Origin of the sequence: Oceanobacillus saliphilus (genome assembly GCF_023522835.1) — a bacterium.
GTDB classification, from domain to species: Bacteria; Bacillota; Bacilli; order Bacillales; family Amphibacillaceae; genus Oceanobacillus; species Oceanobacillus saliphilus.
In genome coordinates, this window is record NZ_JALCZU010000008.1 from 99,855 (window position 1) to 126,833 (window position 26,979).

Sequence of the window (26,979 nt, forward strand, 5' to 3'; positions counted from 1 at the left end):
GTCACCAATAGGCTAGGTGATCATAATAAAGGAGGGCTACATCATGGAAAAAAGAATTTTAGTAGTTGGAGGAGTAGCTGGCGGAGCTTCTACTGCCGCAAAAGTTAGAAGAATAGATGAACATGCAGAAGTAATCATGTTTGAAAAAGGCCCACATGTATCTTTTTCTAACTGTTCCTTACCTTACCACTTAAGTGGAATTGTTGAAGATAGTGAATCTTTGGTGTTAATGGACCCAGAAATGTTTGAAAAGCGCTATCATATCGACGCCAGAGTTCATAGTGAGGTAATCAAGATAAATCGCGATCAAAAAACAATCACCATAAAGGATTTAGCAACTGACAATACCTATGAAGAACCTTATGATAAGCTTGTTCTCGCACCTGGAGCATCACCAATTCGTCCGAATAAAATAGAGGGAATTCACAATTCGAATGTATTTACCATTCGAAATGTCGTGGACATTCAACAATTAAATGCTTATATGAAAGAAAAAGATATCAACGATGTTGCAGTAATCGGTGGAGGTTTTATCGGTGTTGAAGTAGCTGAAAATCTTCGTTTATCAGAATACAATGTATCTTTAATAGAATTTGCTGATCAAATCATGACACCATTTGACTACGATATGGTACAAATCCTTCATAAAGAAATGGTGGATCATGGTGTGAATTTAGTAGTCAATGATGGTTTAGCAAAAATCGGTGACGGTTTTATCGAAACCCAATCTGGTAAAAAAATCGATGCACAAGCAGTTATTTTAGCTATTGGTGTAAGACCTGAAACAAAGTTAGCGGAAGATGCTGGCCTTGAAATTGGTGAAACTGGTGCTATCAAAGTAGACACGAACTATTTAACGAGTGATAGGGATATTTATGCAGTTGGAGATGCAATTGAAGTGTATCATCGTTTATTGCATAAGCCAACGCGTCTTGCTTTAGCCGGACCAGCCCAAAAGCAAGCAAGAGCTGCAGCAAATCATATATATGGCATACCAAGCAGAACCTTAGGTGTTATTGGTTCATCCTCTATTCACCTATTCAATCTAAATGCTGCTTCAACCGGATTAAATGCAAAAACAGCAAAAGCAGCTGGATTTAGCTATGATTCTGTATACATCATGCCAAGTGATAAAGTAGGATTAATGCCAAACAGTAATGTCATGCATTTTAAATTAGTTTATGAGACACCTACAGGTAGAATTTTAGGTGCACAAGCCATTGGTAAAGGGAGTACCGATAAACGGATTGATGTTATCGCATCGATGATTACGATGAATGGAACATTAGAAGATCTAAAAGATGTAGAATTGACGTACTCTCCTATGTTAGGTACAGCAAAGGATGTTGTGAATCATGCCGCACTTGTTGCAATAAATCAGTTAAACGGAAACTATAGAGAAGTAAAAGTTTCTCAAGTTCGTGAATTAGTTGAAAATAATGCATGTATTATTGATGCTCGAGAGACAAATGAATTTAATAGTGGACATTTGAAAAATGCCGTGAATATTCCATTAAGTGAATTTAGAAACAGACTTGATGAAATTCCAAAAGATAAAGCCGTTTATGTTCATTGTCGATCTGGTCAACGAAGCTATAATATGGTAATGGCTTTACAAAACTTAGGTTATACCAATATATTTAATATTTCCGGATCCTATTTAGGTGTTAATCTGTACGAATACTTTAATGATCTGACAACAAAAAGAGAAAAAATCGTAACAGAATATAATTTCAAATAATTGTAAGGCGATTACGCTTCGTGATAGTCTTACATTGACAGGGATTTGACAACATACCCCGAGCGGTATAATATAAATATATCCTTATCCATAGGTGGTGGAGATGAGTATCTATTTTATGACATTTATTGGATTAGTTTTATGTATTTTTCTATATAGAAGATATTTTCCTGTACTTGGTATCCCTTGTGGAAAAAACGGTCAAGATAAGAAAAGTACAGTCGTCCTCGATTTGAGGGATTATAACAGCGAAGATCTACCTGATAATCAAAGTGATATCCGTGTTCCTTATGCTTACTTAAAGCGGTTTGTAAAAGAAATCCCTGATCAAAAGTTGCATATAATTGCAATGGATCGCCTTGAACTTAATTTAGGGGTAAGATATTTAGTGAGTAAGGGATATCAGATTGCAAGCTACCAACTAAGTAACTGTCCGTGCAGAGATAAGGAGTGAGATAATAATGGAATATGATAAAGCGGTAGTCAATCGTTTAAAACGAATTGAAGGACAAGTTAAAGGCGTTTTAAGTATGATTGAGAAAAACCAAGATTGTCGCGATGTAATTACGCAGTTATCTGCATCACGCAGTGCTATTGATCGTACCATCGGTTTAATTGTAAGTATGAATTTAGAACAATGTGTACGGGACAATATAGCAAATGGTGAAAGCACTGAACAAGTAGTTAAAGATGCAGTAGAATTACTAGTTAAAAGTAGATAAGTTCAGCAATTCATTAGAAATAGAAGAGTTGATGAACTTTTCTTTTTAAATAAAAACATACCCATCTGGGTATTAGATAAACGTGGAGGTATTTATAATGAAAGAAATTACAGCGAAGGAATTAGAACAAAAATTAGCATCAGGTAAGAAACTAAATATAATAGACGTCAGAGAAGATGAGGAAGTAGCAATGGGCAAAATCCCAGGAGCAAAACATATCCCACTAGGTCAAATTCCAGAACGTCTAGCAGAAATAGATAAAAGTGAACATTATTACATGGTATGCCGTTCAGGAGGAAGAAGTGGTAACGCATGCGAGTTCCTCATCCAACATGGCTTCGATGTAACAAATATGGCGGGTGGCATGCTTGTTTGGGAAAGAGAAATGGAGTAATCTCTCCATTTCTTTTTCTAAGCAGGTAGAAAGGTTACTATCTGCATACGTACAATGAAGGCTGTCAGCAAAAGCTTTGATGACAACCAAGTATTCTAAAAAGCTAAAGAGGAGCAGTGAAATGGGTATTATTGAATGGATTCTCATCATTTTAATTATCGCATATTTTGTTAGTCGCTTTATGCAGGTAAAAGGTATCACGAATATTAGTGTTCAAGAGGCTAAAGGTAAATTTAAGGATAACGATGCACAATTCATTGATGTTCGTACACCTGGTGAATATAAAGCAAATCACCGAAAGCCTTTTAAGAACATTCCGCTTTCCAATCTGTCCAGTAAATCAGTTTCATTAGATAAGGAAAAAGAAGTCGTTGTCATTTGCCAAAGTGGCATGAGGAGTGCAAAAGCTGCTAAAATCCTTAAAAAACAAGGCTTTCAAAATATCTCCAACGTTAAAGGCGGCATGAGTTCTTGGGTTTAAAGGAAGCAGAGGGACGGTTCTAGTGCTTCCATGTGTGTGTATCCGCGCAGGCAGATTAAGATTAATGAAAATGAAGCTGATATGTTGGCAACCATTTGCAGGCTTTATGCAATCCGGTATCAATGGTAACGAAAAATTTCTAGAGTCAAAAGTGTTTATGGGAATCGCATCATAAAATAGAAGTAAAGCTGTCTAAGTATTTTTCATGGACAGCTTTTTTGGCAAGTAAGAAAGTAACTTTCATACTTGCATAAGTGCAACTAAGGCATCCGCCCAAAGGCTTAGGTAGTTGCCACGTTTTCTAATGCACCAGGTTTCGTACGTTAAAGTTCTTTGATTCGAAATGATTCTGTTGAAACCAGCATCAGTTCTACTACTTGCTTGGACATTTCGTTTTGTGGAGTTTGGAAATCCTCTTCGATCCATCGAATGATCATTCCCGCGATACCGTGCGAACGATATATATATAACCATTTCAAATCAAGTTTCTTAGAGGAAATATCGTACTCATATTCTTTGATAAATAATTTCTCAATGGCAAGTGCCAGCTGATACCGGAAATCGACTTGTATATGATTGCTTAAAAGAAGTTTGTACAAATCGGCATGATCCTGAAAGTATTTAAATAATGTAATATCTTCAATATTTAATTGAGACAGATGAACTTCTGTATATTTTATATATGGTACACGTATTTGTTCAATCATTTCTTGTAGTGTATCATCAATGATTTCCTGCAGCAATTGTTCCTTTGATTCAAAATGTGCGTAGAAGGTGCCACGGTTATAATTGGATTCACGAATAATTTCAGTTACCGTCACTTTTTGAAATGGTTTTTTAGTTAAGCAATTTATAAAACTGGCTTTGATAGCCTGTGTAGAGCGTTGGATACGTTTGTCAGTATAGATTGCCATATAGACACCTCCTTTTCTATTATTTCCAATTGATTCACAGAAAGCAATTTTAATATACAATACTTCAAAATTTGTCTGATATCGAACAGTTTTGTATGTTCTATTGATTGTTATTTGAAATTTCTTGAACTAAAATTAAGTTAGAAAAATTAGGGAGGTATGAGATATGGTATTTCCAGTATTAGAAGGTAAAGTAGCAATCGTAACAGGTTCTGCAATGGGTATGGGGGAAGCAACAGCGAAGCTTTTCGCAGAGGCAAAAGCAAAGGTTGTAATTGCAGACTTCAATGAAGAAAAGGGTCAGAAAGTAGTTGAGGAAATCAAAAATGCAGGTGGCGAGGCTGCATTTGTAAAAGTAGATGTTTCTAACTCAGAGCAAGTTCAGGCAATGGTGCAATTTACTGTTGACACATTCGGTAAATTAGATGTTGCGGTAAACAATGCAGCATTAACTCCTGACGATAAACCAGCTGATTCATTTGATGAAGATTACTGGGATCGTTTAATGTCTGTTGATTTAAAAGGTGCGGCATTATGCCAAAAATATGAGCTGCAACAAATGAAAAAGCAAGGAAATGGCGGCTCAATCATTAATATTTCTTCTGTTAGTGGTTACCGTCCGCAACCGGATAACATCGCTTATGTAGCAGCAAAACATGGTGTTATAGGGATAACGAAAGTAGCAGCTCTAGAGAACGGTAAATTTAATATCCGTGTCAACTCCGTAGCACCAGGCGCAATTGATACGCCAATGCTGCGCGGGGCACTGGAACAATTTGGCTTAAGCGAAGAAGAATATGCACCACAATTAAGCTTATTAAATCGCTTTGGTCAAGCAGAAGAGATTGCACAAGCTTCACTTTGGTTAGCATCTGATGCCTCGTCCTATGTAACAGGTACAACCATACATGCTGATGCTGGTTATACTTCACGCTAAGCAATAGAATACGTATATTACTAATAGTAGAAAGCACTCACTTTGATCAATCTTTGGTCAAAGTGAGTGTTTTTTATATTCATAGAACCACAGGGACAGGTATCTCGGTCCACTTTTAAGTAGATTAATTATTAATTAGGACAAGTGTTCCTGTCCCTATGGTATACATTTTTTGTGATATATACCATTTTGCCCTTGCTTGTTCATTAAAATGAGTGAAGCCTGCCAAATACTTTTCTTAAAAAATACTTTATTGGTAGTGTAGCAGTTTCAATGGTTGGTCCGCTTTATTTTTGGAAGATGAGTATGGTAACCATGTTTCCAGATTAGAATGGCTTGCTTGCGTGAAGATAAGTGAACAGTTTCTTGTCTATAATGTATAATAATATTAAAAGGTGGTGCTATCGTGCGTTCTGTTAAAAGATCACAGGTTAACGATAATATAGCTGATAATCGGAAAAAGGTAAATGCGCAGCTTTATAAAGAACGGGCTCAAAATCCACGTGTTAGACGTTTGCGACCACGTTCAGAGGATGAACGCAAGGCTTTAACTGAAATTACAAGGGCAAGCGTGGAGCGAGCAAAAAGGGAAGGGAAAATGAAAATGATCGGAAAGCGGAGAATGTATTATGATCCATCTGAATGAATTGAAGGATAGGTTTCATGAACTCAAGCACCTTTCAAAGCATGAAAGAATGGTACATGTTTGTGGATTGTTAACTGCTTATTTTCAAAAAAATAATATTCAACCGATCATAGTGGGTGGATTATCTGTTGAGATCTATACCAGAAACAACTATACAACCTATGATATTGATTTAGTAACGGATGGAAGAGACCAATTTGATAGATTACTTACGAATGAACTTGGGTTTATTAAAGAGGGGCGGAGTTGGTATCACGAGGAATTGGAAATTTCTATAGAGATACCAGACAATTATTTAGAAGGAAGTAGCGATAAGGTTATTGAAATGGAATTGGAAAATGGACTCGTGATTTATGTTATTGGTGTAGAGGATATAATCATTCATAGGCTGGAGTCCGCTATCGTTTCTCACCCGCAAAACCCTGAATGGTCTGATGATTATGATTGGGCTCAGCGAATGTTTCAAATCCACCAACACGATCGTGAAATGATGGATTTGGATTATTTACTACATGCATCGAAAAAAGCACAGATTGATCATATTATTGAGAAATGGCTGATATAAACTAAAGGGTGGCTGGGACGAAAGTACTCATGCTAATAAAAACTCAATCAAATGGATTTAATGTCCAAGCGAATCCAACTGACAGGTACGTTGCTCACACCAAGAAGTAATCAATACAAGTCAGTAATAACAACTGAATTTGCCTCTAAAACCATGGAGCTTTTTAGCGACAACAAGTAGTCGAGTCGTTGGCCATATATTTGATTTTGATCCAATAAGCATATGAACAGATGGAGTACAACAAAAAAGGAAAGCTAATCTTGCATCCAAATTAATCCAGTTAAGACACATCGATATAGATGTGTTTTTATTTAGGAGTAGGAAAGTATAAAATCTTGGCAGCAATTAATTCTTACACCTAAACAGCCACGTCTAGCGCAAGCGGACCAGGGACTAGCGAGACTTCCTTCACCTCCGTACGATAAGTCAACATCGGCTCTGGGTGCTTAAGGAAGGCCGACTAAGAACGGGCTATGCCCAACGCCGGCATACCCCTACAGTGCAAGGGGCATGTTTCCTTTATCTCCTACGTAGGAATGTTCGACAAGTCGAACCACCCCACAGTACGGGGCGCAGTCCGTACGTCCCTTAACGGGCGCTTGCGCTTTTGTTTTGTCTTCTAGTAATATCCTCACTATTAAAGAAACCCTTGGCTAAAATATTTAGTGCTATAACTACCACAGATGCATTTTAGTGGAGATTTGATATTTCGATATAACAAAAAAATCCAAGTATAGAGTTACTTTATACTTGGACTTTTTTTTAATAGAGTGTGTTTGGAAGAATAATGCCAAACACCAGCTTTTTCTTCTTTAATTATTTCCCCTTGAACTTCTAAATAATCTAGAAAACTCATCACTTCAGACATCACGGTAAAAAACTGTTTTTCATACTTGGCTGGATGTTCTTGCTTGACTATTTCACTGCCAGTGGAAATTCCCGATTCAATCAGAGCTAAAAAAGCTTTTGCTTTACTTTCAATTTCTTTTAGTCTCTTTTCAGCCAGTTGGGCAGGGTTGTGAATCACGGATCCATGCCCTGAATAAGCAAGCCTAGGAGATAAAGCAATGATTGCTTTCAAAGATTTCTGATGGTCAATCAGTGATTTTGATCGGCTTCCTTCCAATTCAGGTTCAACGATAGCACAGCTTGCCATATGTTCAATGAGCAAATCACCGATGAATAAAATCTTTTCATCCGCAATGTAAAAAGCAACCTGATCAGGAGCATGCCCGGGTATCGGTATAATTTCAAATCCGAATACACTTGGTTTGCAAATTTCATGAACGTTCCAATCTGAGGCTGTTGTTCTAGTGCTCATCTGCTTTCTATATCGATCTTCAGCCTGTGCTTCACCAAACTCTCCGCAATCCATTTTACGATACAAGTCCTTGAAAAAGGTATAGCTCATATACATAAATTCGGGATCGAGTTTCAGTTTCGGAAGTGCATAAGGATGTATGTAAACCGGTATCCCATGCTTGTTTGCAATCTGATGGACCAAGCCAACATGATCAAAATGGTGATGTGTAAGCAGTATGGCAGTTAAATTGTTTAATGTATAGCCGTTTTCACATAAAGTCTGTTGTAAATAATTCCAATAACTTTCGTTGTTTAACCCAGCATCGATAAGGAAGAGGGAATCCTGTTTTTTAACTATAAAGAAGTTAATGCTTTTTAGTTTGTTAGATACAGGGACTTCAATGGGAATTATTTTTACATGTTTACCTAAATATGACACATGACGTTCTCCTTTTCTTATATAGAGTTTCTACGAATACAGAATGAAAAATTCGATTATTCATTAGAGGGTTTTTGAAAATAGATTACAATTTCTTGCTCAAGTTGGATTCTTTTTTATAAATCCTTCAGGTATAAAGAAAATCTTTATATAGAAAAAAATATAGCCTATATTAATTTTACTGGTTTTCATTTGAATTGTCATATGATTTTTAATCTATAAAAATGGCTAAATATTAACCTAAATTAGATTCTTTGATTTTATTTTATCTAAAAATTTAAAAAACATATTGACTTTGGTATAACAATATAATAATATAAAAAATATACAGAAAGCGGTTACAATATAACGAATTGATTGAATATTATAAAGGTATTTTATAGGAATAGTATAAAAAATAGCGAATCAATATTTTAATGAAACGACAGGAGGATTTAGATATGGTAAATTCATTCGGGAAATCAGATTTAGGTATTGTCAATACAGTACTTGGTCCAGTTTCAGTAGCAGAATTGGGAGTAGTCTTGGTGCATGAAGTGCTTGTATCAAAAATTCCTGGGGCAGAATTTGCACCTGAAATGGATATGGATGAAAGTAAACAATTTAATACATTAAAGCAGTCCTTAAAAGAATATCGACGTCTTGGTGGAGGAACAATTGTTGATCGCAGTGGAATGTTCCGCGGTCGAAATGTAAAGCTATACCGTGCGCTTTCCAAGGAAACAGAAGTTCATATTGTTGCATCTACCGGATTAGGACCAGCATCGATGGTAGGATCATACTTTACGACTCAACAGACGGAGCCGCCTGGTCCAATGCCGCTTGATAGATTATCAGAGATGTTTGCAAATGAAATTAGTCAGGGTACCGTCATTCCACGCCGTGAACGCACTGGTCCGGCTGGCCTCATTGCAACGGAAGCGAATAAGAAAGGAATTACAAGATTCGAAGAGCACCTGTTTCGAGGTTCTGCATTGGCAGCACAGCAAACAGGGGCGACAATAACGTTCCAATATGGAAGAGAGCCAGAACATGAGTTAGATATTCTTGAAAAAGAAGGGGCAGATATCTCTCGTATAATTGTAGGGGGACTTGACCGTCTAGAATCAGATGCACGTGGAGATACATTTAAGCTTGCGCGCCGTGGAGTAATGGTCGCGCTGGATCATGCAGGTTGGACACCGCATGAAGGGTATGTAAGTGATGATCGTAGAGTCGAGCTTATACTTGAATTATTTGCAGAAGGACTTGGGAATCGCGTACTTATTTCAACAAACTCTGTAGGCTATGCTATTGGTCATGATACAGCACATCAAGGTTTTGATTATTTGCTTAGCATATTTGTACCGAAACTCAAGAAAGCAGGAGTAACAGATGAGCAAGTACGTCAGCTACTGGAAGTAAATCCGCAGCGAATCCTCTCTCTTGAAGGGGATAAAGGGGTTTACAAACCACAAGTGGAAGGAGCAGATATAACATGGGTAAAGTAAACACTATTCTTGGACCGATTGCTGCAGAACAGTTGGGGATCACTGCGATGCACGAACACATTGGTTTTGGACTTCCAGGATGTGATCTCGATACGAAATGGTGGGAGGCACGCCCAAAAATGCTTGAAGTAACAATTGACAAGCTTAAGCATTTTCGTGAACTAGGAGGGCAAACCATTGTTGACTGTACAGGAATTGGAACAGGACGTGACATTTCATACTGGCAAGTAGTTTCCCGTGTTACGGGAGTAAATATCGTCGCATGTACAGGATTTGTTTCCGGTGATACAGTTCTGCCGTATTTCCGTGATAAGTCAATCGAATACTTGGCTGACTTGTTCTACCATGAGATTACAGTTGGAATCGAAGGAACAAATGTTAAAGCAGGTGCAATTAAATGTGGTGTTAGTCGTGGTGGACTGAATGAACTGGATGAGAAGGTTTACCGTGCAGCAGCAAGAGCAGCCGTTGCTACTGGAGTCCCAATTCTTACCCATTTATCAATCAATGCCGACCGTCAGATGGACCTTTTCGAAATGGAAGGATTGTCTTTGGATCGTGTTGTTATTGGTCACTCGGACGGGAAGGAAGGTCTTGATCCTGCTCGTGATTTCAGAATTGCTGAAAGAGGGGCATACGTTGGCTATGACACGATTGGTTTTGATACGGAAAAAGGAACACCTGAAGTTCCAGCTCCATTCTGGGCACGCCCTCGAGCTGAAAGATTGGACCAGGTCATGGACCTTTTTAAAGCAGGTTATGAAAATCGTGCAATTATTTCATGTGATGCGAATTGCTTCGCTTTAGGTTGGGCTTCAACAGAACATTCTGTGGCAGAGCTTCTTGAAGTGTTCGTGCCGGAATTGCAGGAACGAGGAGTTAGCGACGAGACCGTAGAGCTTCTTCTCGTTGATACACCCGCGAAGCTATTGACAATGCGGGATCCACAACCGAATCTAATAAAAGCTGCCAAAGAAGCAGTCGAGGCTTAACTTTATTAATAAACATATACAGCTCTATTAGTAACTTTGTAACTTAAATAAGAGGTTGGGAGATTCATAGAGAACCATGGGGGTTTTATACAATGAGTATTAAAGGGAGAGCTTTTATTGCAGGAGCATATGAACATCCATTGCGTCTCATTGAAATTCAATCGGTCGCCGCAATCCATGCTGAATGTGCAAAAGGTGCACTAAAAGATGCGGGATTAACTCTAAAAGATGTCGACGGTTATTTCTGTGCTAGTGATGCACCAGGTGGGGCATTATCGATGGTTGATTACCTTGGATTAAACGTACGTCATATCGATTCAACGGAAACAGGAGGTTCATCTTATATTGTCCATATCTCCCATGCAGCCCAGGCAATTGCTGCAGGGAAATGTAATGTGGCACTGATTACGATGGGTGGACGTCCCCGAGCGGAAGGAAAGAGTGGGGTTAAACCGAAAAAAGTTACCCCGAATATTCCAGAAGTTCCGTTTGAACAGCCATATGCACCAACAGCAGTAAATGAATATGCAATGGTTGCAAAGCTTCATATGCATAAATATGGGACGACAAGTGAACAATTGGCCTGGGTGAAAGTGGCTGCTTCTTACCATGCGCAGTATAATCCAAATGCCAGATTGAAGGACGTCGTTACGGTGGGGGATGTCCTTACATCTCCAATGATTTCTGACCCGCTTCATTTATTGGATTGCTGTGTCGTAAGTGATGGCGGTGGGGCAATCGTTGTCGTTAATCCGGAAATTGCTAAAAAGCTTGATCGGCCGTTAATTCAGATTAGTGGAGCTGGGGAATCTCCACAAGGTCCGATGGGTGGGAAAATGGATATGACATATACTGCTGCTGTCCACTCTGGAAAAGCAGCATTTAAGGAAGCTGGATTAACTCCAGATGATATTAAATATGCAAGTATTTATGACAGCTTTACCATTACGGTAATTATGCAGCTTGAGGATCTTGGCTTCTGTGAAAAAGGTGAAGGTGGAAAATTTGTAGCTGAGGGAAATCTAATATCAGGTAAAGGAAAACTACCAGTGAACACAGATGGCGGAGGATTGAGCAATAACCACCCAACAAGCAGAGGTGGAATAACAAAACTGATTGAAGCGGTTCGTCAGCTCCGTGGGGAAGCACATCCTGAAGTGCAGGTGGAGGATTGTGACGTCGCACTTGTTAATGGTATTGGTGGCGGTCTTGGAAGCCGTCACTGTAGTGCAACGTTAATTATGGAGAGGGTGTAGATGATGGCGACTCTATATCAGGAAAGAAAAATGGCCATCCCTGAGATGCATCCGGAACATCAAGATTATTGGGATGCTGCGGCTGAAGGAAGGTTACTCATTAAATATTGTAAATCCTGTGAGCAATATCACTATTATCCGAGGAACATTTGCATATTTTGCATGAGTGATGAAACCGTTTGGAAAGAAGCGACAGGAACAGGCATAATCTATACATTTAGTATCATGCGCCGTGCAAAACCAGCACCTTACGCTATTGCTTATGTGGAATTGGATGAAGGTCCGAAAATGATGACAAATATTGTGGACTGTGACCTAGACTCGCTGGAAATTGGGCAGAAAGTAAAACTAGTTTTCAAACAGACTGGTGATGCTGATAATTTAGGACCGTACGTTCCTTGTTTTACCCCTGTATAAGAGTAAGCAAAATCAAAACAGAGAAGAGATAGAGGTTGACGAAGAGGAGTGAACGTTTATGATTATAAAAAAGAATGTAATGATTCCAATGCGCGATGGCGTACATATCGCTGCAGATATATATCTTCCGGAAGGTACAGAGAAAGTCCCGGCACTCTTGGCTCTCAGTCCATATGGTAAGGAACTGCAGGCCGAGGTACTAACATTGCCTCCACAAGCACGTCCGAGTCCGCTTTGGAACGGTGCGATTGAAGCAGGAGATATACATGCGGTTGTAGAACATGGTTATGCCCATATTATTGCTGATGTTCGTGGAACAGGCGGATCAGAAGGTGAAATGGTTGGAAACTATAACTCAGGCGGCCACGGAGACGGGAAGGACATCTATGATATCGTAGAATGGATGGCTGAACAGGATTGGTGCGACGGCAATATTGGAATGATTGGAATTTCCTACTTTGCTTCCGTTCAGATTTTAGGAGCCGCCGAAAGGCCACCACACTTGAAAGCAATCTTCGTAAATGGCGGACATTTTGACTTATACGAGCTTTGCTATCATGGTGGTATTATGTGGCTTATGCCTCGTGCATCACGTGAAGGGCGTGGGGGAGACAGTGGAAACGCCTTTAATAACGTAGCTAGTAAGAGCTCTCGCGTTTATTCCGCTGAGAAGATGAAGGAAATTACAGAGGAACGACTCAAAGATCCGGATATTGCTCATTGGTCAGACTTCGTGCATCTTCTCCACTATCAGGACAGACATGAATTATGGATGGATTACTTGCTTAACCCACTGGATGGTCCTTTTTGGAAAGAAAAAAGTGCCATTGAGGTTGCACATCAAGTGGATATTCCGGTGTATTTCCAGGCGAAATGGGGCCGAGGATGGAACGTGGAAGGGACAATTGAGTGCTTCAAGCGTGTGCAAGGTGTGAAGAAACTTGATATCCAGCAACTTCCGCCGATGCTTGAAAGACCGTTCCATGAAAATCATGATGAAATGTTCCGCTGGTATGATTACTGGCTCAAGGGAATCGACAATGGGATTATGGATGAGCCGACAGTGCAGTTTTCTGTTGAAGGTTCCTTCGAATTCCGTAAAGAAAACGAGTGGCCACTGCGAAATATAGAGCATAAAGATTTCTACCTACGTCCAAGGCATAAGGTCAGTACGAAGCCCGAACCACTTTCATCAGAATATGCACATCCAGACGGATTTTACCAAGCACCATTGACAGTTACGACGAAGTCTGAATCGCTAAAATGGAAGAGTGACGCTTTCAGGGAAGCTACTGAATTCACTGGCACCGGTGCATTGCATATTTTCGCAGAAATTGATACAGAAGATACGAACTTTATTGCAAAGCTATTTGATGTAGCTCCGGATGGCAAACGCAATTTGATGACAACAGGCTATCTGAAAGCTTCCCATCGACAATTAGATGAAGCAAAATCGAAACGTGGCGAACCATGGCAACCGCATACAGAAGCAGTACCTGTACCACCAGGAGAAATCCTTGAGTATGCGATTCGCTTATATCCATTCTCTTACTTAATTAAGTCCGGTCATCAGATAGAGCTGGAACTTTCTTGTAACGAATCGATTGATGAAGCAGAAGCTAAACTATTGCCACCTGACAGCTATCATTTACCAAGTGGACGTGCAACCACTCATAAAATCTATCGTGATAAGGATCATCCTTCACGCCTGATTCTGCCGGTAGTTCTGAATGACTGAAAATAAATAATTTGAGAAATACTGCTTCGGAAATTGGATAGAAACAGAGTAGATAGGAGGAAATACATGACGGATACAATACGCGTGATTCCTATAGAATGTAAATTTGGAAAAACTTCTGCCTATGCTTACTACATTGATGCACCCGAGCCCGCGCTTATCGATACTGGTATTCACTCATCTGCAGAAGATGCAATCGAACCAGTCTTAAAAGAATACGGCATCCAAATTGAAGATATGAAGTGGATTCTCCTCACTCACGGACATGTAGATCATCTTGGTGGTGCAAGAGCCGTATGGGAGAAAACAGGGAGAAAGGCAAAAGTCGTCATCCCTAAAAAAGAAGCAGAGCTGCTTCGGAACAAGAATAAGCATCTCGATGATTATGACCAGCTACAAGGGAAATATGTAGATGCATCCTATCAGGAAATGCATAAAAACATACTAATGAATGATATTGGTGAAGGGATTGAGCCTGCAGATGAAGTGAGTGATGGAGATACTATATCTTTAGGAGGAGATGTCAGTTTGACTGTGGTTGAAACAGCTGGACACTCGGCAGGGATGGTATCATTTATCCTGAATGGACTTGAATGGGCCTTTGCAGCAGATGCTGTACAGATGTATGGTGGAGCACAAGGGGGATTTCCAACGATTGAACAACCAGCACTTTATCGTAAAAGTCTAAACCGCCTTTTTGAAGAGATTAAACCGAAACGGTTATTTTTAGGACATCATTTTCTCGATAATAACGGAAATGCATCTCAAGCTCAATTGGACGGTGAAGAAGTAGTGAAAGCATTGAAACTCAGTCTTGATATGGATAAAAAATTAGCTGCTGTTTTCAAACGTCACTTATATGAAGGAAAAATAGAGGACAGAGAAGGCACATATGGACGATTTACATCCATTGCAGAAGAACTAGAGTATAAAGGAAACCCGAATCATTTACCTTGTGCATTCTTTGTAACGATGAATGGTTATGAGGAAGAATATATAGGTTTCTAGATTAAATGAAAGGAGGAAGTCTAGAATGATAGATAAAAAATTTAACCTTGCAGAGCAGGCTGTTGCTGATATCCAGGATGGAGCGACATTGCTTGTAGGAGGCTTCGGTGGAAGCGGATTGCCTTCAAATCTTATCGCCGCACTTACTGAGCAGGGAGCCAAAAATCTAACTGTCGTATCCAATAATATCGGTGCTGTAAGTGATGGAGTAGCAGCACTGATCAGTAATAACCAAGTAAGTAAAATCATGTGTTCCTTCCCGGTTGGACCACACGCCGATGATCTTATTCAGCGTCTGGAAAATGGAAAAATTGAACTTGAGATTGTCCCACAAGGCACACTAGCAGAGCGTATTCGTGCAGGTGGAGCGGGTATCCCAGCTTTTTATACACCAACTGGAGTACACACGGAACTTGGAGAAGGAAAGGAAGTCCGCGTATTCAATAATCGCGAATATTTACTAGAAGAGGCAATTGTTGGTGACTATGCTTTCGTTAAAGCTGATACTGCTGACCGTTGGGGAAACCTTGTTTACCGAAAAACGCAGCGGAACTTTAACCCTGTAATGGCAACTGCTGCTAAAACCACGATTGCAGAAGTGAATCGAATAGTTGAGGTGGGTGAGCTTGACCCAGAAGAAATTATAACGCAAAGTGTTTACGTACATCGCCTGGTTTTACTTGATGGGGTTAGGGAAGGGAGGGTGTTAATCAATGAGTAAACAGCAAGAGAAGTCAATAGGCTGGACAATGCCTGTATTAGCTGCTCATGTAGCTAATGATTTGGAAGATGGATGGTGCGTGAATCTTGGTATCGGATTGCCGACGCTAGTGGCTGACTTCATTCCAGAGGGAAAGGAAATCATTCTTCACAGTGAAAATGGCTTACTTGGACTAGGTCCGAAACCAGCACCAGGCGAAGAAGACATGGATCTTGTGAACGCAGGGAAAGAACCAATTACCCTTGAACCGGGTGGCAGTTATTTCTCACAGTCGGAATCATTTGCGATGATTCGTGGTGGACATCTGGATGCAGCAGTACTTGGTGCCTTCCAAGTATCTCAGTATGGAGATCTTGCAAGCTGGAAGCTCCCTGATAAGCTGTTGGGCAGAGTTGGCGGAGCAATGGATCTAACCGTTGGCAGCAAACGAGTTTATCTTTTCATGAAGCATTGTACAAAAACTGGTGAGGCAAAGATTGTAGAAAAATGTGAATACCCGCTGACAGCTAAGCATTGTGTAGACCGAATTTATACCGATCTTGCCATTGTAGATGTTACCCAAAATGGCCTGGTCGTTCGCCAATTAGCTCCTGGTGTAACATTTGATTATGTCCAGGAACGGACAGCAGCACCTCTGAAAAAAGGTGAAGCCGTTACTTCTGAAATAGAAAGTACAGGTGTTCAAACATGAGTAAGCAAGTAAAGAGCCGAACAATTGATCGAAATTCCCCAATCCCGCTTTATAGACAGATTAAGGAAATTTTAATCGATGAACTGAAAGCTGGGGAAATAGATCCAAGCAGACCATTCAGTACCGAGCATGAACTGGTTGAACGTTTCCGAGTCAGCCGAGCTCCCATTCGTCAAGCATTAAGAGAGCTGGAAAATGAAGGTTATGTTTATCGGGAAAGAGCAAAAGGGACATTCCCTGTAAAAAGTCTTCCAGTCCGGCCTCCAGGTCTTGAACTGGGTGGACTGCTCAAATATTTACGCGAACAGGGAATGGAATCAGAATCTATCGTTCTTGAAATAGAGAAAATTCAGCCTGTTGAGGGGCTAAGGAAACTATTGGAGCTAAAAGATGATGAAAGGGTTCTAAAAGTATCCCGTCTCATTTTGTACGAGGATATCCCGCTTATATGGACTCAAACCTATATTCATGTGCCAAAAGATTATAATCCGGATATAGAGGAACTGGAAGATGGTGCCAGTGTTTTCGTTACGCTTGAGCGTGATGCAGATATATCTGTAACTCAAGGAGAACATCAAATTTGGGCAACTGGTGCAAAAGAAGAAGAGGCACGTACATTAAGTGTAGAAGTTGGTGATCCGATTCTCGTAATGGAAACGAAATTATTTAATAAAAATGGCACTTTAATTGGTTGGAGAAGGGCTGTTCACAAGGGCGATGACTACAAATATTCTCTTACTGTGAGTCGATAGCAATATGAAATTAATTCAATGGTAGGAAATGATAACTGGGTATACGTGGAGCAGCTAGTTGTAAACATACATTTTATTATGAAACGGCTGCGTATGACAGACTCTTTAGATGAAACGGACAGGGAGTTTGTCTTCCACCATTATCGATCAACTCGATATATTTGTAAACGCTTACCAAAGCAATTACAACAGATTATGAAGGAAGTAACTTTTTCCATCGATTAAAGACTGAATATTGTTAATAACAGAATATTAACTTCTGTTTGAAATACTTTATTTATTTTGGTTGATAGAATACGTGGACCAAAATAAACACAAAAAACATAAGGAGGGAATTTTATGAGGTTACAAGGAAAAGCGAATTCAAGTTTAACTGTTGCTATTATTGGTGGAGGGTTCGGTGGAGCAGCTGCGGCAGTAGCTTTGCAAAGTGTAGGAATTAAAGCAGATCTTTATGAGCAGGCAACATCAATTAAAGAGGTCGGTGCTGGAATTGGTATGCGTCCTCCGACTTGTCGTTACTTTAAGCAATGGGGTATTTACGATGCAATTATGAACAAGACCACTGAAAGTTACTACATGGAAATCCTGAAAGCCAATGGGGATGTAATTATTCGAGAACAGTGGCCGCTATTAACGGATGATGAAAATGAAAGATGGTCAAGATTAATCCATCGTGCAGACTTTATTGAAACGTTCATGGATCATATTCCGGCAGAGAATGTTCATTTAGGTTACAAAGCGGTAAAAATCATTGAACATGATGATCTGGTAGAGGTGCATTTTGAAAATGGCCAAAAAGTAGAAGTGGACTTAGTAGTTGGAGCAGACGGAATTCGCTCAAATATTCGTAAGGAGTTTATTAGTGACTGTGAGCCAGTTCCTGCAAAAGCACACGCTTATCGAGCAGTAGTAGACGGCATGGATAAGTACGGTTTTGCAACAGATGAAACATTTAGAGTATATGTTGATGGAGATGTGATGGTCTATTTATTGCCACTTCCGCATAGAAATCAGATTTCCTTCGATGTTACAGTCAAATCAGAGGATACCTCTTGGAGACCAGATATAACAAACGAAGAGATCTTAGACCTAGTAAAAAACTTTGAGCCTAGGGTTAGAAAGATAGCAGAATCATTAACAATTGAAGATTATACATGTCGATCCCTATTTGATATCGAACCACTTGAGAACTGGAGCACAAACCGTATTACATTGCTTGGAGATGCAGCACATGCGATGCTTCACCATCAAGGTTCAGGTGCAAATATGGCAATTCAAGATGCAGGAGCACTTGCTGAAGCTTTAAGAGATTCTGATTCCATTATGGAAGCATTACAAAAATATCAAGCAGAAAGAAAACCAATCACCGATGTTTATCAGCGCCTATCTCGACAAGAGCCAACACAGGAGTCACAAACAGCATTCCCTGAAAAGGCAACATTTGAGAAAGTCGCAGAATAGTCATAATGAAGTTTCTTCAGACCAGAAGAAGTTCCATGTAATATAAATATGTACTTATTGCAATAAGGAGGATTCCAATAAATGGCACTACATCCAGATTTAAAAAAGTTTTTCGAATCACTTCCAGAGTCAGACCCTAATCAGAAACTCATTCCTGAAGAACAGCGGAAATTCATGAATGCGCCAGTAATGCCCTTAGAAAAGCGTGTACAGGTTCATGAGGTGGAAGACAGATTGGTTCCGACTGCAGAGGGGAATGTACCGATTCGGATCTATACACCGGTGAAAAAGGATGTTTATCCGATTCTACTATACTTCCATGGTGGAGCTTTCTTCTCTGGCAATCTAGAAAGTCATGATGAAATTGTTCGTCCAATTACGATAGAGTCCGGATATAAAGTAATCGCAGTCGATTTTCGCCTAGCTCCAGAGCACCCATATCCTGCAGCACTAGAGGATTGCTACAATGTTGCGAAATGGGTGTCGGAGAATCACAAGGAATTAGATTGGGATGGCGAGAATCTTGCCGTTGCCGGGGACAGCTCTGGCGGTAACATAGCAGCAGCTGTTTCACTGCTCGCTCGCCAGAAAAAGGAATTTCCACTTACAAAGCAGGTGCTTTTCTATCCATCTCTTGATTTGGATTTCGGCGATATTAGTCGTTATCCATCACTATCAGAAAACAGAAAGGGCTATGGTTTAGAAACAGATGCACTTCCAGCATTTAATTCGTTTTATTTATCTGGAGGAGCTGATCCAAGAGACCCACTGCTTTCACCAATTTTTGAAGAGAACCTGGAAAACCTTCCCGTAGCACTTGTAATTACGGCAGAGCATGATCCTCTACGCGACGAAGGGGAGCTATACGCTGAAAAACTTAAGAAAGCAGGCATCAGAGTGGAGAAGAAACGATATGATGGTGTGGTGCACGGTTTCTTAGCAAAATGGACGCATCTCGAAGAATATGCAGGTGTTTATGAACTCACAGGGAATTTTCTAAAGAAAGATCTGTAAGCTTGGATAGTAATGTTTTATAAAAAATCTATAGGACAGTAATAGATTTATAGAATTCACATTCAACTTGAATATACAACTAGAATAATATGGCGGCTTATTATATAAGTGGAAAATGCCGCGGCAAGACTGTCGAGAGCCTCGACAGTCTATTTAACTAGCAAATTTGAATATAATTTAAGTTCAATTTAGGAGGAAGGAAATTTAATTGAGATCATGAATAGAATCAGTAAATGTACTGTAAAAACATATAATTTTGAAATTTATTATCTGAATATTACTAAATTAATCAACAGTTATACTATTCATCTGACATTAACTCATTTTAAATTAAAAACGGGCGTGGAATTGATAACAGAAGTATTAAGGGATCGACGTTATGAAAGGAAAGTCATTATAGCATAATCAGGAAATGATGAAATAAATTAAGTCCCATTGCAAGAAGATTAAATTGGTAAAAAATAAAACAAAGAGAGATGGGTGTTTTAGATGGAAAAAAAGAAATTTTGGAGTTATGAAAATAAGGTTGTAACATTATTTTTCTTTTCAATCGGATTTGTATTTTTTGATAGGCTAGCGATAAACTTCTTAATCCCATTCATGCAAGATGACTTTGGTTTAACAAACGCTCAAATTGGTATGCTTGCCTCTGCATTAGCACTTACATGGGCTATCGCTGGACCACTAGGAGGATATCTTTCTGATAAAGCTAAAAGTAAAAAAGCTGTACTAGCAATATTTATCTTGGCATTCTCATTGATTTCTTTAATGCATGGCCTGGCTGCAACATTTGGTATGTTGATTCTATTACGTATGTTGATGGGTCTTGCTGAGGGTCCGGTTATCCCAATCACACAGTCGGTCTTAGTGGCAGAGTCATCTAAATCTCGTCGTGCTTTCAATATGGGACTAACAATGAACACAGGAAATGCGATATTTGGAAGCATATTAGCACCACTAGTTATCGTTGCTTTGGCAAGTGCTTTTGGGTGGCGGACCGCCTTCTACTTAACGATTGTTCCAGGGGTAATTCTGGCTTACTTTATTTTGAAAGTAATGAGAAACCCCAAAATCGAGCCAGAACAAACGGGAACTACTGAGGATCCGGATATAAAGCTAAGTTTTAAACAAATTATAGGAAATCGAAATATAATCCTTTCTATCTTTATCTTTAGCTTTTTCATGATATATCTGATTGCATTTCAAGTGTTTACACCTGTTTTCCTCGTTAATGTCAAAAACTTCTCTGAAGGTGCAATGAGTATCGTGTTCGCTTCATTTGGTTTAGGTATGGCGCTTTTTGGTTTTATCGTTCCAGCCATATCTGATCGGATTGGGCGCAAACCAACTACGATTTTCTTTAGTTTGTTTTCAGTTTTTACACCATTAACTATTCTATTTGTCAATAACATTGTTTTAATGTCGATTCTCGTATTTATATTTGCAGCTGGTATGGGGGCGGGTGGCCTTGCAATGACAACACTGCCTGCAGAAGCAGTTCCGATTCAATATGCCGGAATAGCTGTAGGTTTGACGATAGGAATTGGAGAAATCTTTGGCGGGCTTTTAAATCCAATATTGAGTGGAATGGCCGCCGATGCTTGGGGATTACCAGCTCCATTAATAATCAGCTCAATTGCGGCACTGTTTTCCTTTGCTTTCTCGTTCTTTATTAAAGAAACAGCGCCTGCAAAAATGAAAGCTGCATCAGATGATATTGTGAAGCCGGCATAATATAGCTGTAAAAGTAATCGTTTTCGGACCAACCTAAAAGATAGTAATCAAACTGTACAGAGGGAAACAGTTTATTATTTTTCCTGTTTTCCTTTGTTATAACAATATAATCTTATTTTATAATTTTCATAAGCTTAGCATGAGCGAGCATTAAAATAATTAATATGATAAAGAAGAAGTCAACAAATCATAGAAATGTTTAAGACACGAAATAGTAACATAAAACTCAATTCAATGCCTGTCCCCCAGCGCCTTAATCCTGTTAAGCGCTGGGGGACAGAACTTTTTTCAGGCTGAGCCAGTTTCAAAATATGAATGGAGAATCTATTCATTCCCTTAATTAGAGATTGGACTTTTTAAAACTGGTATATTCTTATAATTATAAAATCTACTTTCCGAATGTAACTCTTATAATAAAACACCGCGGTCACAAATGACTTATGGATGTATTATTGTTAAAATAATGAGATAGATACTAATATTTAAATCTCGGTCTCGTTTCTTTTTGCCTGTATACTTAAGAAGAAGCTAGAAATCTATTATACTAAAACCGATATAAGGAGGATATATGGACTTTAAAGGAAATATAAATCTAAACCATAATCAAATGAAAAAGTTACAAAAGCTCGGCAGTTGGACTGGGGTAATTATTGGGACTGTGTTACTTCTTTTCATTTTAGGTACTGTTGCTTTCCAGTGGACCACCGAATATATTTGGATGGATTCTGTTGGTTTTAGTGCCGTTTTCACGAAGGTTTTGGGCAGCAAACTTATGCTTGGTGCTGCTGGTTTTGTGATCTTTGGTTTTGTAACCTGGCTGACCGTATTTTGGGTGCGACGATCGTATTTAAGCCATTTTGACCCGAATCAACTTCCGGCATTTTTCTATCAAAAGAAAATGGTCATGAATGGGATTATCATCGCAATCGCTGTTATTGCAGGACTTATTGGCAGTACGATTGTGCAAGGTGTAGGCTGGGAACCACTTTTAAAAATCCTAAACTATGAAACATTTGGAGAAACCGATCCCATTTTTAACAGAGATATTTCTTTCTATATGTTTGTTTTGCCATTTTTAGAAATGATTATTAATATTTTACTAGGACTCGGTTTCTTCATGTTAGTAGTTGTGATTGCTGCGTATTCCGTTTTTAATATTTACCGGATGAACCGTTCGGCACAAACTCACCTTGGACTAACGATTGTTATGATCGGTGTGTTGTTGGCTGGCACTCATTTGCTGTCACCATTTAAAACGCTGCTGTCGAATCAAGTGAATATTTTTCAGGGGAGTGTGGTGCACGGCCTAAGTTATACCGATCGCATCATTAATATTCCTGTTTCCTATATCTTAGCTGCAGTAGCGATTATCTGTGCCGTTTGGGTTATTATTGCATTAAGAAAAGGTAATTTCAATTCGATGCTAATCCCGGTTGTAGCTTATATTGCCGTCGTAATTCTTGGGCAAGGCGCATCCGTACTGGTGCAAAACTATCTTGTAGAGCCAAATGAATTTCAACGTGAACAGCCATATCTACAGCATAATCTGAATTACACAAGGCAAGCGTACGACCTCGAAAATATTAATATATCAGAACATCCTGGAAACCAGGATACACTGGATGAAGATATGATTGAGAATAACGAGTTAACCATTAATAATGTGCGGATAAATGATGCACGACCACTGCTTGATATTTACAATCAATTACAGACGTTCCGAACCTATTATCAATTTAATGATATTGATGTTGATCGGTACGAAATTGACGGGGAGTATCAGCAAGTGTTTCTTGGTGCAAGGGAATTAAACACAGCTGACCTGCCGCAACAAGCCCAAACCTGGGTAAACCGGACATTGCGTTATACACATGGATACGGGATTGCGATGAGTCAAGTCAATGAGATTACTTCCCAAGGACAGCCAGAATATATTGTAAAAAATCTCCCGCCAGAAGGGATAGTTGATGTTACACGTCCACAAATTTATTTTGGTGAAATGGATTATCCAAATGTCATCGTAAATTCAGAAGTCGATGAATTTGACTATCCGTCTGGTGATGAAAATATGACCAATCGCTACGAAGCGGATAAGGGGATTTCGCTTAGCGGCTGGAACCGTTTGTTATTTTCTATTACGGAAGGATCCTTCCGCATGCTCGTATCAGATCAAGTTTCCGGTGATAGTCAACTGCTCGATACCCGAAATATTGTAGATCGAGTGAATCGGATCGCACCATTTTTCGAATATGATGAGGATCCATATATCTTTGTACGCGATGACGGAACATTAGCCTGGATTATTGACGCTTATCTAGTAGAACAAGGCTATCCATATGCGGAAAATTATGAAGACAATAAAAACTATATTAAAAACGCAGCGAAAGTGATGGTTGATGCGTACACCGGGGAAGTTGATTTCTTTATTGTCGAACCGGATGATCCACTACTTCAGACGTATCAAAATATCTTCCCTGATTTGTTTACAACGGAAATACCCGAAGATGTGCAAAGCCATTTCCGTTATCCAGAAGGACTATTTAAGGTTCAAGCAGAAAAATATGGTACGTACCATATGACCAATCTGGAAATTTTCTATAATCGGGAAGACCGTTGGGAATTCCCAACTGAGCATTATTATAATGAAGATATTGAAATGGAACCTTATTATGTAACGATGAAGCTTCCAGAATATGAGGAAGAAGAATTTATTTTAATGATGCCATATACACCTAGAAACCGGCAAAATATGATTGGTTGGATTGGTGTACGGAATGATGGGGAACATTATGGAGAAAAATTTGTCTACCGTTTTCCAAAACAGGAAAATGTCTATGGTCCGCAGCAAATTGAAAATCGGATCAACCAAGACAGCGTTATTTCTCAAGAGTTAAACCTTTGGTCGCAAGGTGGTTCGCAAGTTATTCGCGGAAACCTGTTGTCCATTCCGATTAACGATACAATGCTATATGTAGAACCAATATATATTGAATCCTCCAATGAAACATCATTGCCGGAAGTAAAACAAGTTGTCGTTGCTTATCAGGATTATATCGTCATGGAAGCAACGTTTGATAAAGCTTTAGAACGTATACTTGAATTAGCCGCTGGGGAAATCGATGAGAGTGACCTGCAGCCTGAAGGACCATCAACAGAAGATATCGAAGGAGAACCGGAAGAAGACGTAACAACTGCGCCAGTACCATCCGGAGATGCAGATCAATTATTACTGGAATTCTCTGAGCTATTTGGTGCTTATCAGGATGCTCTTTCTAATGGCAATTGGGAGGAAGCAGGCGAAATTATGGCAGAGATTGAAATGCGACTGGAACAAGGAAATCAATAAGATTTGATTAAAAGAGATGAGCACTGTGATCCAGGGTGCTCATCTACTTTTTTACTAGAGCCTACTGGGCAACAATGTATCCCAAAGGGCAAGGGCCCCCACAAGGATTTTAAATGCATTACCACAGTTCGGGTATCTATTTCTGTTATTTACTTTAAGCCAAGCCATTATAGGAAAATTATTCTAAGGATGCTGTAAGAACGTTCCTTCAGCAGATATTTCCTAGGTGAATGAAATCGCAGCGCTACATATCGATGGGCAAAGTATGATGCTTTTTTATTTAGCAGATAGAAAACCATAAAACTTTTCTATCTGCATAAGTGCAACTAAGGCTGTCACCGAAAGGCTTGGTGACAACCAAGTTTTCTAATTGAGAAAGACTGACTCAAAAAGTCGTGAAAAACGACCTTTGGCCAGCCTCAAAAAAAACGCTATTTTTTAGTATCCATAACCGCCGTATGATGCTCCAATAATAATTAACAAAATAAACAGAACAATAACTAACGCAAAACCGCCTCCATAACCATATCCTCCATGAGACATGTTTTATCCCTCCTTTAAAATTTTCCCTATAGTGTTTTCAGATTAATATATGTGCCCTTCCCTTTACTCGACAGGGCGCTTGCCAGTACAAACAGATTTTTCTTATGATATTTATCAAAGCTATTTCCTATTTTATAATCAAAAGTTGATTCTAAAAAATCCCTCATGGTAGTGAAAGGAATGGTAAATATAGAAGGTGATACGTCTAATTACCATACAATTAAAAAAAGTGTTATTCTGAGTAGACACACGAAAAAAGAGACTATTTAACTTATTAAAATGGAGGGAAAGCATGAATCGTAAATACGCAGCTCTTTTGGAGCCTTATCAATTACCAAATGGTATCGAAATGAAGAATAGAATGATGATGGCGCCGATGACAAACTACTCTTCTAATCCGGATGGGTCAGTTACCGACGAAGAGGTGAACTATTATATCCGCCGTTCAAAAGGAGTTGGTGCAGTCATTACTGCTGTAGCGAACATCACTCCTGGTGGCAAGGGCTTTAAAGGAGAAATTGGCTGCGATCGGGATGAGTTAATTCCCAGTTTGGCAAAGGTGGCAGATGGAATAAAAAGTCAGGGAGCAAAAGCAATTTTGCAGATTTTCCATGGTGGGAGGATGTGTCCTCCAGATCTTATTCCAGATGGTGATGTAGTAGCCCCAAGCAGTATTCCTGCTGTAAGAGGAGCAACACCGGAAATAGAGCCAAGAGTGTTATCTGTTGAAGAAATCGAAGAAATTATAGAGGCTTTTGGCCAGGCTACACGCCGGGCGATTGAAGCGGGATTTGATGGAGTTGAAATACATGGAGCGAATGGATATCTCATTCAGCAATTTTTCTCACCTCATTCCAATCGTCGGGACGATCAATTTGGTGGCAATCTAGAAAAACGAATGAACTTCCCGCTGGCAGTAGTTGATAAAGTCCAACATACCGTAAAAGAATATGCAAAGGAACCATTCATTGTTGGTTATCGTTTTACACCGGAAGAGCCAGAAACACCTGGAATTACGATGAGAGATACACTTAAGCTTGTGGATGTGCTTGCAAATAAGGGGCTGGATTATCTTCATGTTTCATTAATGGATTTTTGGTCGAAAGCAAGAAGAGAAGCCGACACTACAAAAACCCGTGTGGAGTTGCTTCAAGAAACAATCGGCAATCGGGTTCCACTAATCGGTGTAGGTTCATTATATACAGCTGATGATGCAGCGGCGGCCATAGAGACGGGAATTGAATTTTTAGCTCTTGGAAGGGAACTGGTTATTGATCCAGACTGGGTGCAGAAAATAGAAGCTGGAAACGAAGCGGATATTCAAACAAAGTTAGATTTAAATGCAAAAGAAGCTTTAGTCATTCCAGATGCTTTCTGGAATGTAATCACGTCAGTATCAGGCTGGTTCCCTGGTGTAAAGTGACGATAATGTTAAAAAGGGTTAACCAATTATATTGGTAACCCCTTTTTTGCTTGGGAAACTATAAAATTTTAACGATGTGGATAACTTAGTTACCGAAACAGCCACGTCTAGCGCAAGCGGACCAGGGACTAGCGAGACTTCCCTCACCTCATGACAATCTAAATCAACATCGGTTCTGGTGCTTAAAGAAGGCCGACTAAGAACGGGCTACGCCCAACGCCGGCATACCCCTACATTGCAAGGGGCATG

General features: G+C 39.5%; 26 protein-coding genes. 23 read left to right on the forward strand and 3 right to left on the reverse strand.

The genetic code is table 11. The features are described from left to right. Positions 1-43 precede the first annotated feature (43 nt). The 5 genes from MN204_RS13865 (at position 44) to MN204_RS13885 (ending at position 3,338) form a co-directional block, all read left to right on the forward strand. Complete coding sequence (locus tag MN204_RS13865) at positions 44-1,741, forward strand: FAD-dependent oxidoreductase (protein WP_249871677.1); 1,698 nt, start codon at positions 44-46, stop codon at positions 1,739-1,741. Between the two features lie 103 nt (positions 1,742-1,844). Further along, entirely contained in the window at positions 1,845-2,195 is a 351-nt protein-coding gene (locus tag MN204_RS13870) for a sulfurtransferase (protein WP_249871678.1), read from the forward strand. A gap of 7 nt (positions 2,196-2,202) precedes the next feature. Further along, positions 2,203-2,463 (forward strand): metal-sensitive transcriptional regulator, encoded by a 261-nt coding sequence (locus tag MN204_RS13875; RefSeq protein WP_249871679.1) that lies wholly within the window; start codon positions 2,203-2,205, stop codon positions 2,461-2,463. 97 nt (positions 2,464-2,560) lie between these two features. Further along, positions 2,561-2,857: a rhodanese-like domain-containing protein gene (locus tag MN204_RS13880; RefSeq protein ID WP_249871680.1), complete on the forward strand. Its 297-nt coding sequence runs from the start codon at positions 2,561-2,563 to the stop codon at positions 2,855-2,857. A gap of 121 nt (positions 2,858-2,978) precedes the next feature. Beyond that, complete coding sequence (locus MN204_RS13885; protein WP_249871681.1) at positions 2,979-3,338, forward strand: rhodanese-like domain-containing protein; 360 nt, start codon at positions 2,979-2,981, stop codon at positions 3,336-3,338. Positions 3,339-3,661: 323 nt separating this feature from the next. On the opposite strand, the gene MN204_RS13890 is transcribed toward MN204_RS13885, so the two are convergent. Next, positions 3,662-4,252 carry a TetR/AcrR family transcriptional regulator gene (locus MN204_RS13890; RefSeq protein ID WP_249871682.1) on the reverse strand — a complete coding sequence of 197 codons (591 nt, stop codon included), beginning with the start codon at positions 4,250-4,252 and terminating at the stop codon, positions 3,662-3,664. A gap of 166 nt (positions 4,253-4,418) precedes the next feature. Here MN204_RS13890 and MN204_RS13895 point away from each other — a divergent pair, with 166 nt between their 5' ends. The 3 genes from MN204_RS13895 to MN204_RS13905 all read left to right on the forward strand — a co-directional run bounded on the left by MN204_RS13895 (position 4,419) and on the right by MN204_RS13905 (position 6,400). Further along, entirely contained in the window at positions 4,419-5,189 is a 771-nt protein-coding gene (locus MN204_RS13895; RefSeq protein ID WP_249871683.1) for an SDR family NAD(P)-dependent oxidoreductase, read from the forward strand. 406 nt (positions 5,190-5,595) lie between these two features. After that, a complete protein-coding gene (locus MN204_RS13900; RefSeq protein ID WP_249871684.1) occupies positions 5,596-5,835 on the forward strand; it encodes a hypothetical protein in 240 nt (79 codons plus the stop codon). Then, positions 5,819-6,400: a hypothetical protein gene (locus MN204_RS13905; RefSeq protein WP_249871685.1), complete on the forward strand. Its 582-nt coding sequence runs from the start codon at positions 5,819-5,821 to the stop codon at positions 6,398-6,400. Before MN204_RS13900 ends, MN204_RS13905 begins: the two co-directional genes overlap by 17 nt. A 739-nt stretch (positions 6,401-7,139) precedes the next feature. On the opposite strand, the gene MN204_RS13910 is transcribed toward MN204_RS13905, so the two are convergent. Next, positions 7,140-8,141, reverse strand: coding sequence for an MBL fold metallo-hydrolase (locus tag MN204_RS13910; protein ID WP_249871686.1), 1,002 nt, complete (start codon positions 8,139-8,141; stop codon positions 7,140-7,142). Between the two features lie 440 nt (positions 8,142-8,581). On the opposite strand from MN204_RS13910, the gene MN204_RS13915 reads away from it, so the two are divergent. The 14 genes from MN204_RS13915 (at position 8,582) to MN204_RS13980 (ending at position 24,764) form a co-directional block, all read left to right on the forward strand. Continuing rightward, positions 8,582-9,631 carry a phosphotriesterase family protein gene (locus tag MN204_RS13915; RefSeq protein WP_249871687.1) on the forward strand — a complete coding sequence of 350 codons (1,050 nt, stop codon included), beginning with the start codon at positions 8,582-8,584 and terminating at the stop codon, positions 9,629-9,631. Then, the gene (locus MN204_RS13920) at positions 9,619-10,623 is read left to right on the forward strand and encodes a phosphotriesterase family protein (RefSeq protein WP_249871688.1); all 1,005 of its coding nucleotides are present in this window, start codon (positions 9,619-9,621) and stop codon (positions 10,621-10,623) included. Before MN204_RS13915 ends, MN204_RS13920 begins: the two co-directional genes overlap by 13 nt. Positions 10,624-10,715: 92 nt before the next feature. Continuing rightward, the gene (locus MN204_RS13925) at positions 10,716-11,879 is read left to right on the forward strand and encodes a thiolase family protein (protein WP_249871689.1); all 1,164 of its coding nucleotides are present in this window, start codon (positions 10,716-10,718) and stop codon (positions 11,877-11,879) included. Beyond that, positions 11,880-12,296: a Zn-ribbon domain-containing OB-fold protein gene (locus MN204_RS13930; protein ID WP_249871690.1), complete on the forward strand. Its 417-nt coding sequence runs from the start codon at positions 11,880-11,882 to the stop codon at positions 12,294-12,296. It begins immediately after the preceding gene. Positions 12,297-12,354: 58 nt separating this feature from the next. Next, positions 12,355-14,034 carry a CocE/NonD family hydrolase gene (locus MN204_RS13935; RefSeq protein WP_249871691.1) on the forward strand — a complete coding sequence of 560 codons (1,680 nt, stop codon included), beginning with the start codon at positions 12,355-12,357 and terminating at the stop codon, positions 14,032-14,034. A 66-nt stretch (positions 14,035-14,100) separates the two neighbouring features. Continuing rightward, entirely contained in the window at positions 14,101-15,042 is a 942-nt protein-coding gene (locus MN204_RS13940) for an MBL fold metallo-hydrolase (RefSeq protein ID WP_249871692.1), read from the forward strand. 25 nt (positions 15,043-15,067) lie between these two features. Next, positions 15,068-15,763, forward strand: coding sequence for a 3-oxoacid CoA-transferase subunit A (locus tag MN204_RS13945; RefSeq protein ID WP_249871693.1), 696 nt, complete (start codon positions 15,068-15,070; stop codon positions 15,761-15,763). Further along, entirely contained in the window at positions 15,756-16,454 is a 699-nt protein-coding gene (locus MN204_RS13950; protein WP_249871694.1) for a 3-oxoacid CoA-transferase subunit B, read from the forward strand. Before MN204_RS13945 ends, MN204_RS13950 begins: the two co-directional genes overlap by 8 nt. Then, a complete protein-coding gene (locus MN204_RS13955; RefSeq protein ID WP_249871695.1) occupies positions 16,451-17,206 on the forward strand; it encodes a GntR family transcriptional regulator in 756 nt (251 codons plus the stop codon). The genes MN204_RS13950 and MN204_RS13955 overlap by 4 nt, the downstream gene beginning before the upstream one ends. 18 nt (positions 17,207-17,224) lie before the next feature. Continuing rightward, positions 17,225-17,431 (forward strand): hypothetical protein, encoded by a 207-nt coding sequence (locus tag MN204_RS13960; RefSeq protein ID WP_249871696.1) that lies wholly within the window; start codon positions 17,225-17,227, stop codon positions 17,429-17,431. Between the two features lie 114 nt (positions 17,432-17,545). Then, the gene (locus MN204_RS13965) at positions 17,546-18,670 is read left to right on the forward strand and encodes an FAD-dependent oxidoreductase (RefSeq protein ID WP_249871697.1); all 1,125 of its coding nucleotides are present in this window, start codon (positions 17,546-17,548) and stop codon (positions 18,668-18,670) included. Between the two features lie 81 nt (positions 18,671-18,751). Further along, entirely contained in the window at positions 18,752-19,684 is a 933-nt protein-coding gene (locus MN204_RS13970; RefSeq protein ID WP_249871698.1) for an alpha/beta hydrolase, read from the forward strand. Between the two features lie 489 nt (positions 19,685-20,173). After that, positions 20,174-21,418: an MFS transporter gene (locus MN204_RS13975; protein ID WP_249871699.1), complete on the forward strand. Its 1,245-nt coding sequence runs from the start codon at positions 20,174-20,176 to the stop codon at positions 21,416-21,418. Between the two features lie 568 nt (positions 21,419-21,986). Continuing rightward, entirely contained in the window at positions 21,987-24,764 is a 2,778-nt protein-coding gene (locus tag MN204_RS13980; protein ID WP_249871700.1) for a UPF0182 family membrane protein, read from the forward strand. Positions 24,765-25,202: 438 nt separating this feature from the next. On the opposite strand, the gene MN204_RS13985 is transcribed toward MN204_RS13980, so the two are convergent. Beyond that, a complete protein-coding gene (locus MN204_RS13985; RefSeq protein ID WP_249871701.1) occupies positions 25,203-25,307 on the reverse strand; it encodes a YjcZ family sporulation protein in 105 nt (34 codons plus the stop codon). 292 nt (positions 25,308-25,599) lie between these two features. Between MN204_RS13985 and MN204_RS13990 the strand changes: the two genes are divergently transcribed. Next, complete coding sequence (locus MN204_RS13990) at positions 25,600-26,730, forward strand: NADH-dependent flavin oxidoreductase (protein ID WP_249871702.1); 1,131 nt, start codon at positions 25,600-25,602, stop codon at positions 26,728-26,730. Positions 26,731-26,979 lie beyond the last annotated feature (249 nt).

Bases quoted from the DNA above. Each gene is read 5' to 3' on its own strand.
- MN204_RS13960 (WP_249871696.1), top strand. From the start codon at position 17,225: ATGGTAGGAAATGATAACTGGGTATACGTGGAGCAGCTAGTTGTAAAC.
- MN204_RS13950 (WP_249871694.1), top strand. From the start codon at position 15,756: ATGAGTAAACAGCAAGAGAAGTCAATAGGCTGGACAATGCCTGTATTA.
- MN204_RS13955 (WP_249871695.1), top strand. From the start codon at position 16,451: ATGAGTAAGCAAGTAAAGAGCCGAACAATTGATCGAAATTCCCCAATC.
- MN204_RS13875 (WP_249871679.1), top strand. From the start codon at position 2,203: ATGGAATATGATAAAGCGGTAGTCAATCGTTTAAAACGAATTGAAGGA.
- MN204_RS13885 (WP_249871681.1), top strand. From the start codon at position 2,979: ATGGGTATTATTGAATGGATTCTCATCATTTTAATTATCGCATATTTT.
- MN204_RS13915 (WP_249871687.1), top strand. From the start codon at position 8,582: ATGGTAAATTCATTCGGGAAATCAGATTTAGGTATTGTCAATACAGTA.
- MN204_RS13970 (WP_249871698.1), top strand. From the start codon at position 18,752: ATGGCACTACATCCAGATTTAAAAAAGTTTTTCGAATCACTTCCAGAG.
- MN204_RS13935 (WP_249871691.1), top strand. From the start codon at position 12,355: ATGATTATAAAAAAGAATGTAATGATTCCAATGCGCGATGGCGTACAT.
- MN204_RS13905 (WP_249871685.1), top strand. From the start codon at position 5,819: ATGATCCATCTGAATGAATTGAAGGATAGGTTTCATGAACTCAAGCAC.
- MN204_RS13965 (WP_249871697.1), top strand. From the start codon at position 17,546: ATGAGGTTACAAGGAAAAGCGAATTCAAGTTTAACTGTTGCTATTATT.
- MN204_RS13920 (WP_249871688.1), top strand. From the start codon at position 9,619: ATGGGTAAAGTAAACACTATTCTTGGACCGATTGCTGCAGAACAGTTG.
- MN204_RS13930 (WP_249871690.1), top strand. From the start codon at position 11,880: ATGATGGCGACTCTATATCAGGAAAGAAAAATGGCCATCCCTGAGATG.
- MN204_RS13870 (WP_249871678.1), top strand. From the start codon at position 1,845: ATGAGTATCTATTTTATGACATTTATTGGATTAGTTTTATGTATTTTT.
- MN204_RS13880 (WP_249871680.1), top strand. From the start codon at position 2,561: ATGAAAGAAATTACAGCGAAGGAATTAGAACAAAAATTAGCATCAGGT.
- MN204_RS13895 (WP_249871683.1), top strand. From the start codon at position 4,419: ATGGTATTTCCAGTATTAGAAGGTAAAGTAGCAATCGTAACAGGTTCT.
- MN204_RS13890 (WP_249871682.1), bottom strand. From the start codon at position 4,252: ATGGCAATCTATACTGACAAACGTATCCAACGCTCTACACAGGCTATC.
- MN204_RS13865 (WP_249871677.1), top strand. From the start codon at position 44: ATGGAAAAAAGAATTTTAGTAGTTGGAGGAGTAGCTGGCGGAGCTTCT.
- MN204_RS13990 (WP_249871702.1), top strand. From the start codon at position 25,600: ATGAATCGTAAATACGCAGCTCTTTTGGAGCCTTATCAATTACCAAAT.
- MN204_RS13980 (WP_249871700.1), top strand. From the start codon at position 21,987: ATGGACTTTAAAGGAAATATAAATCTAAACCATAATCAAATGAAAAAG.
- MN204_RS13945 (WP_249871693.1), top strand. From the start codon at position 15,068: ATGATAGATAAAAAATTTAACCTTGCAGAGCAGGCTGTTGCTGATATC.
- MN204_RS13975 (WP_249871699.1), top strand. From the start codon at position 20,174: ATGGAAAAAAAGAAATTTTGGAGTTATGAAAATAAGGTTGTAACATTA.
- MN204_RS13925 (WP_249871689.1), top strand. From the start codon at position 10,716: ATGAGTATTAAAGGGAGAGCTTTTATTGCAGGAGCATATGAACATCCA.
- MN204_RS13985 (WP_249871701.1), bottom strand. From the start codon at position 25,307: ATGTCTCATGGAGGATATGGTTATGGAGGCGGTTTTGCGTTAGTTATT.
- MN204_RS13940 (WP_249871692.1), top strand. From the start codon at position 14,101: ATGACGGATACAATACGCGTGATTCCTATAGAATGTAAATTTGGAAAA.